Source organism: Candidatus Thorarchaeota archaeon (assembly GCA_013388835.1).
Taxonomy (GTDB): domain Archaea; phylum Asgardarchaeota; class Thorarchaeia; order Thorarchaeales; family Thorarchaeaceae; genus JACAEL01.
Genome location: JACAEL010000091.1, coordinates 1 through 6,670, shown reverse-complemented (window position 1 = coordinate 6,670; position 6,670 = coordinate 1). Strand labels below are relative to the sequence as shown.

6 protein-coding genes are annotated in these 6,670 nt (G+C 56.2%); 5 read left to right on the top strand and 1 reads right to left on the bottom strand.

All coding sequences use genetic code 11. The annotated features are described in order from the left end of the window. Positions 1-28 precede the first annotated feature (28 nt). The 5 genes from HXY34_13360 (at position 29) to HXY34_13340 (ending at position 5,057) form a co-directional block, all read left to right on the top strand. Positions 29-226, top strand: coding sequence for a hypothetical protein (locus tag HXY34_13360; protein ID NWF97124.1), 198 nt, complete (start codon positions 29-31; stop codon positions 224-226). 373 nt (positions 227-599) lie between these two features. After that, positions 600-1,298, top strand: coding sequence for a hypothetical protein (locus HXY34_13355; protein ID NWF97123.1), 699 nt, complete (start codon positions 600-602; stop codon positions 1,296-1,298). Positions 1,299-2,811: 1,513 nt separating this feature from the next. Then, entirely contained in the window at positions 2,812-3,501 is a 690-nt protein-coding gene (locus tag HXY34_13350) for a hypothetical protein (GenBank protein ID NWF97122.1), read from the top strand. Positions 3,502-3,675: 174 nt separating this feature from the next. Then, on the top strand, positions 3,676-4,692 hold the full coding sequence (locus HXY34_13345) for a transposase (GenBank protein NWF97121.1): 1,017 nt from the start codon (positions 3,676-3,678) through the stop codon (positions 4,690-4,692). A gap of 191 nt (positions 4,693-4,883) precedes the next feature. After that, the gene (locus HXY34_13340; protein NWF97120.1) at positions 4,884-5,057 is read left to right on the top strand and encodes a hypothetical protein; all 174 of its coding nucleotides are present in this window, start codon (positions 4,884-4,886) and stop codon (positions 5,055-5,057) included. A gap of 709 nt (positions 5,058-5,766) precedes the next feature. Here HXY34_13340 and HXY34_13335 read toward each other — a convergent pair. Further along, the gene (locus HXY34_13335; protein NWF97119.1) at positions 5,767-6,615 is read right to left on the bottom strand and encodes a hypothetical protein; all 849 of its coding nucleotides are present in this window, start codon (positions 6,613-6,615) and stop codon (positions 5,767-5,769) included. Positions 6,616-6,670 lie beyond the last annotated feature (55 nt).

Genomic DNA, 6,670 nt, shown 5'->3' with positions numbered 1-6,670 from the left:
TCTAAGAGTCGATGTTGGGAGTAGTAACATGGTCTTCGTCGACATAGACCTGCCTGAAGGCCTTGCTGGTGATGTGGGCCTGGGAAGCTACCATGTGACCTTCTACAAGTGTGATGGCTGGTATTATCGAGGCTTCTACGAGTATACGACCGCCTATCCACTGACTTATCCTCGACTAAATGCATGGTTCTCGGCCCGCACCATCTACGCACGTCTTGTGGCCTGACCGGTTCACATGGGGTGGACATCGACTGCTGGTGTCCGGTCCTGTGTCCCACTACCTGTCCTCCGTACGAGCGAGAGGCTCTGTCCACCATACCGTGTGAAGCGGTTGAGGACGGGACTGATTCCACGTCTAGGTCTCCGCTGCCTAGAACGGACAGTCTCCGATGTCGTGTCTGGCGTGTGGTCCGTCGTGAGTGTCAACTCAGGCCCTTGATGAACCCCCTCTTGAGGGAGATGGTACCAGCTGACGAAGCACGCTGTCCACAACTGCTCGAGGGACAGTGGGCCCTCTCTTTCCCTTTGCCCAGCCTTGACTTGACATCCTCGTCAGTCCTTCGAATGGTTTATGTGGATCTACGCTCTATTCCACGCGTATGGGCCTACCCGCCGACGGGGAGAGACTGTTCCCCTGCACCGAACTTGGGACGATGAGCGGTCTCTTTGGTGCGCTGGCCGCGCTGCTCGCACTACTGCCAGCTGTGATGTCCACTCCGGTCACTCTTCTCACGAGCATAGCGTCTCCCGACTGGATCTGGACGTTGTCTGTTGCCCGAGCCACTCTGCTCTTCCTCTGGGCCCTCATGCTCGCGCTCTACGTATACAGGCTGACGGGTACCGTGGGCTTCTACATGACATCGATAGGCTCGCTGGTCCTAATCTGCGGGTCGCTCGTTGGAGTCGCCATGCTCGCTCTCTTCGGTGGGCTTCTCCGTCCATCGGCAGGCGGTCTCTGGGCCACGGTCATCGAGTTGTGGTGCATCGAGCTCTACCTGCTCTCTGTGGGGATGATGCTGGCGGGGGCTGTGTCAGTACGAGCTGGGCGCCGCTCCCTTCCCCCTCGCAGGTCGGCTGTGGCAGCAGGACTGGCCTTCGTCATTGTCGGGGTGCTGTCGCTCATCACATCAGCCATTGTGTCACGCGAACCGGACATTGCCGGCGGCTACGTGCTCCTGTCCCAGGTCGCTGCCCTCGCCCTCGTCCCCAACCTGCTGGCGCTGTTCGCATGGAGAGGCATTCAGAAGCAGCCCGCTGTACAGACTCCGCTCCACCTGTCAGGTACCACACAGTCGTGAGCCTGTGGTCCTCTGATGCTGGTGGCACTGAGTGTATCTCCTCTTCCAGGACCGAATCGGGCACATCGAGAGAAGAGGTGGGTACGGACCAGACGGGGCGAGGCTGCACCGATGGAGGAACGGGGAGGGCTTTGTCCACAGGCGACATCCACGAGTTGACGGTCTTCAGAGAGGATGTACGGTGCGTGGCCGACAGCACGGAGGCTGCGCGCAGAGGGCTTGTGAGAGTGTTGAGGCTCCACCACCTGAGGGCATGGCACCCGCTACGTGTGTGAGCGACGGCGAGAACGAGGATCGGGTCGAGCATAGAAGTGTTTGTGTGAGATGCTGACAGGTGAGGGCCCCGGACCGTGTGAGTGATGCCCTCCGTTCATGTCAGGGCGTTCCCGTCCAAAGTGAGTGATGCCTGACGGGTCCTCGTCGCCCATGACATGTGGGGTCAGGGGCCCATGTCTTGTCATCCCGTGCCATTCCGTACCGTGCCGTGCGTCGTGTCACAGCGGGACTGTGGGAGCCATGGAGTGGTGTCTGTTCTCTCGGACCTGTTGTCGAGTCCACGAACGATGGTGCTGCGGGCGGCTGCTGTCCGTCTGCGGAGTGCTCATCTTATCATGTCGTCCAGCAGGATCCGAATGAACAGGCGCACTCTCTCCTCGTCCCAGCCGTCGCTCTTCCTGTCGTCGCGGTCTTCTTCCGGTAGTTCAAAGGTGCTCTCCGCGTCCACTTCGCTCAATGTTTCAGCCTCCAGACGTGTCCATCCCAGAGGACCACATGTGTCTCGGCTCGGGGATACATATCCTGTTCTCTCAGACCCGTGAGGCCCGAATAGTGCTGTGCTTGGAGGTCACGACCAGCCTCAGCTCTTGGACCACAATCTGGACCATAAGACACGATTCCGAAGTCATGAGAACGCTATGGTGTCATCTCAGGAAGAGCAGATGTGGTGAAATGGCATTTCTGACGTGAAGAGTGAGCCCCTCACATCCCGACATCGGGCTGGGGCCAGCCGTACCCGGACAGCCCTTGGGGTGGGCACGGACCAGACAGGGGTTGGTGAACCGAAGATGAATAGAAGTCATCACCTGCCCGCCGCGCCCACAGGCCATACCCAGTATTCGCTTTTAACCTGAGTCTCTTGACCCACGACATCGACTATTGTATGTGCGAAAGGCAGATACGCCTTCGTTACCATTCGAGAATTGGTGAATCGAAGATGTGTGATTTGTTGAGGACAATGAGGTGCGCTTGTGCAAGCGTCCGGGCCGGGTTCGTGGGACATCTGCAGACGATGTCAGATTGACTACGAGGTATTCCCTTTTTCATTTGCCATATTCCTGGTCCTCTGGCTTCTTCTGGGGTCATTTCTTAAAATACGTTTAATGAATTTAAATACCAATCCTATACACAAGAAAAGCGTGGAGAATATCACTCATCACCAAGACTGAAGGGATGAGTGAAACTACCTCGGCCTGCAACAGGTCGGGAATTTAAACACCGAGGACGCATGATTCCCATGGGTCGCTCATCCGGAGTGATGATTACGGTCAAGGTCCCTGTCAATTGGGATGTGATGACCGAGAGGCAGAGGACAAGGCTCTCGCGTATCACACGCAGGGACACCAGAGTCATCAGGGCATACATTGGCGTTATCGAACACCACGAGAGGCAGCTCCTCACAGGGACGACGAAGAAGGATATTGATGCTGGAGTCCTAGACAGGCTCACACTCAGGACAGATATCAGACCCAGTGTGTCTCACGACTTCAAGAAACGGTTCCCAACGATATCGGTGAACGAGCTCCAAGAGTGCAGGGAAACTGCCATCGGAATGTGGAAGGTGTACCTCCTTCTCGGACGGGGAAAGCCTCTGAGGGCCAGTGGCTATCGCTCAAGGAAGCTCCCTCGTAATGCGTTCACACGTATGTTCGAGCTCCTGTACAGACCTGAGAGCAGAATCAAGCACTGGCTCCTGCTCAGAGACTCTCTCGACTCGACACGACAGGGGGTGCGCAAACACCCGAGGCTTGCCATTCCCCTCAGTCCCTCGTCATATCACCTCAACCAGCTCAGGTCGGCCACGGCGAAGTCTATCCAGATTGTGAAGGACCAACGACGTAAGTGGTGGGTTAGCAGCAGCTGCCCAGAAGTCGGACAATCTTGGACATCACTGCGTGGTGCATATATACCTCCGTGCGGGAACTGAGAGCTCGAGGTCGGTTAGACACCTCATGAGACCTCGAGGAGTGGTTGGCCCCAGTGCCGTCTCCTGGGAGTGACAAGACTCCTGTGTCCAACTCTGTCCAACTAAAAATGAACGGTCCTCTTCAAGGTCAAGCGGGAGGTCGCATCAGACAGCACTTCAGGGAAGCCTCCCGCTGTGCTGGCGATTGACCTCGGCATAAGGAAGTCCGTATATTCTGTTCTCCTCACTCCAGACGGGCTGAAACAGGTGCGTTACTGGACCCAGAAGGATAAGCTGAGGCGGATGGAGGAGTGTGACCGGAGAGTCGCAAGCCTGCAGAGGGAGAGGCACGAGCGCCAGAACAACGGTCTCGACGCAGACGGCGTCCTCAAGAAGCTGAGAGAGATGAGCACACAGAGGGCCAACATCAGTTTCGACCACGACAGGAAGATGGTGAGCGACATGGCAGAGTACGTCCTTTGGCTTGCTAGGAACCGCGATGTCCGTGTCGCCGTCGGTCTTCTTCGAGGAATACGCAGCCGCGCAAGGCGCGGGAACGGCAAGGGCCCCGGTTACAGAGGGATGATCCACAGGTGGTCGTTCGCCAGAGTCACAAGAATGCTCATCCACAAGCTCTCGATGCTCGGCTTTGAACCGGGGAGGGTGTACATGGTCAACGAGGCTTGGACCAGCATTAAGTGCCACAAGTGCGGGAACACCGGTCTTCGGCCAAGACAGAGCTTCTTCCTCTGTCACACATGTGGCTACCGCGACAACGCGGACAAGAACGCCGCCGTCAACATCGGACGGCGGCTTATCAGGCTCATTCCGTCACTTAGGGATGAGAGAGGACTAGGGATGTGGCTCTTCCCCCATGAGAAGAGCACCCCGAAGGCCCGGAGGAGCACTCGCTCTGAGGGGAGGTCCTCCGCCTCCGAGAGGTCGCCAGCCTCGTCTGCAGGAGGTGGCGTGGCTGACTTTCACGTTCAGGTGCCGCTAGAGGTGCCCGAGGACAGTACCGACCCAGCCATGCAAAGAACCATGGGGAACCCGTCTGTGGCCGCGATCACTGGCAGTCGCGGGCGACAACAGCGGACAGAGGTCACGTCCGGAGAGAGGGCCTCAGTCCCGATGACAACGGACAAACCTCATGCACAGCCGGCAGGAGAGGTCCTGCTGGTCGCTGGTGACAGCAGTCATGAGGAGGACTGAACATGGAAGTTGAGGGTGAAGGAGTTTCGCTCACCACCTCTAGTCGGACTAGGAACTCCGTGTGTCAGACCGATATGCGGGTATGGCACCTCTGGGCGGCTACGAGCGGACGATCTGCTTCCCATCGGTCGGGGATCACCTCCTTTGTAGGTACTTTGCAGGCACTGACTTCAGGTATGGACCATGCCTCAATGGAAGACTCCATAATTGGCTCCAAGTTCTCCCCGGATTCAGAAAGGGGTTTCATGACCATGCAAGACGAGGAAACGGGCAAGTGTCCGCTGACTGCATCCGACACCCTGCTGGAACCCAGTCTGGCTGCACGGCACATGATTCATCTTGCCCGTATCTTGGAAACATACTGATTGAGGGCGGACTACATGATGACTGACCGCACACCACAGAGGGCTGCCCTCGAACTGGTTGATATGATTGTCATAGAGTACGGAGATAGGCTTGTGTTCATCGGCAACGCCTGATGAGATTGTCGAGGCGGCAAGACTTGTCGCATCTGATATTGTAATAGCGTCAAGCACTCAATTGACGCTGTAAGAAGTGTCAGACAATCCGTGCATGGGACTGAGAGAGATGAGAGGCTCGGGGTATTGCATGCCTCGTGCCTCAAAGGAATCCATTACTTCATTTGCCAACCAGTCCACGACTGTGTCAACAGACTGGACTGGGTCTAGCGCTTTCCTTGCCTTGTCTGCCAGGGAGTACTGCGTAAGCATCCCTTCTCAGTCCGATCGCATCGAACGTGGTGTGTCTGGACTCCGAAATATCCTAGGTGTACCACTAATTGCTCTGGTCAGTCTTGGGGTCGAGTACAGCACTTGGGACACTCATGCAGTGGTCTACAAGAATCTAGGGAGTCTGGGTATTCATCAGGTGTGGAGTGCTTTGTCGCTCCTTTGCATCCGAGGAATACGCCAGAGTGGGCAACGGCTCAATGAGAACCACATCGTTCCTGAGGCAAGATGCACCAGTTGACAATCCTACCCAGTCATTCTCCCCACTGCTGAATGCAGGCAGACGACGTGCCCATACCACGTCCAGAGGAACTATCTTATAGTCCTATGGATTGAAGAGTAGTGACTCTCTCGATGCGAACCCCACAAGACCACTGAGACGTGACATCCGTTCATGTATTATCTGGCGCCTTCCCTGCTCTATAACTACTACACGTATTCCATGCCGTGTTTCGACACGTGAGGCAGTGACCCGATACTCAATCGGATACTCGATAGAGCTGTTCTCGGTCATGATTGCAGCTACAAAGAGCACGGCTACGATTGCTAAAGCACAATCGTCAAACGAAGTGAGGAAGACGATTATGGGGAAGGCCAGCATTGAGGCGAGGGCCAGATTCCATACCAGCTGATAGTGACTCCAGGCCCGCGATTTCCCCAGCCTAGGGATAGCCCTGCGCACTTGGATAACAGCTCGAATTTCCCAGTTGGCCGAGAGATGCCGAGCGGCTAGCAAGAGCCAGACAAGTAGAGTGAGCAGCCACAGTAGGACCAGAACTAGGCGAATGCCCACCTCAATTATGACCAGTGCGAATCCAGTGGCAAGCGAACAGGGCATGATGAGCCCGAAGAAGTACTCAGCCCTGAATGCGGAGTTATCACTGTAAGCAAGCGCGTAGACGAAGATTTGCAGCAGGATTGGGATGTACAGCAGAGTGCTGACGAGGAAAGACGAGGAGAAGCACAATAGTAGGACTGGTGCCCACAGCATGGCAGGAAGCATGCATACAGGTCCCCCCCAACCCGGATTCAGGTCGTCACAGGAACCGAAGCGGCTCGAACGCACACTAGGAAGCAGGGGGAGAACGTTCAGGAATGCAACCACCAGAAGGAGTATAGAAGCAGTAGATACCGACTGCGAAATCCCACTCGATAGAATGTAGATAGAACTCAATAGCGTCAGCAATGTGCTACCGGTGAGTATGAGTTTCAGGCGTTGGATGTAGACC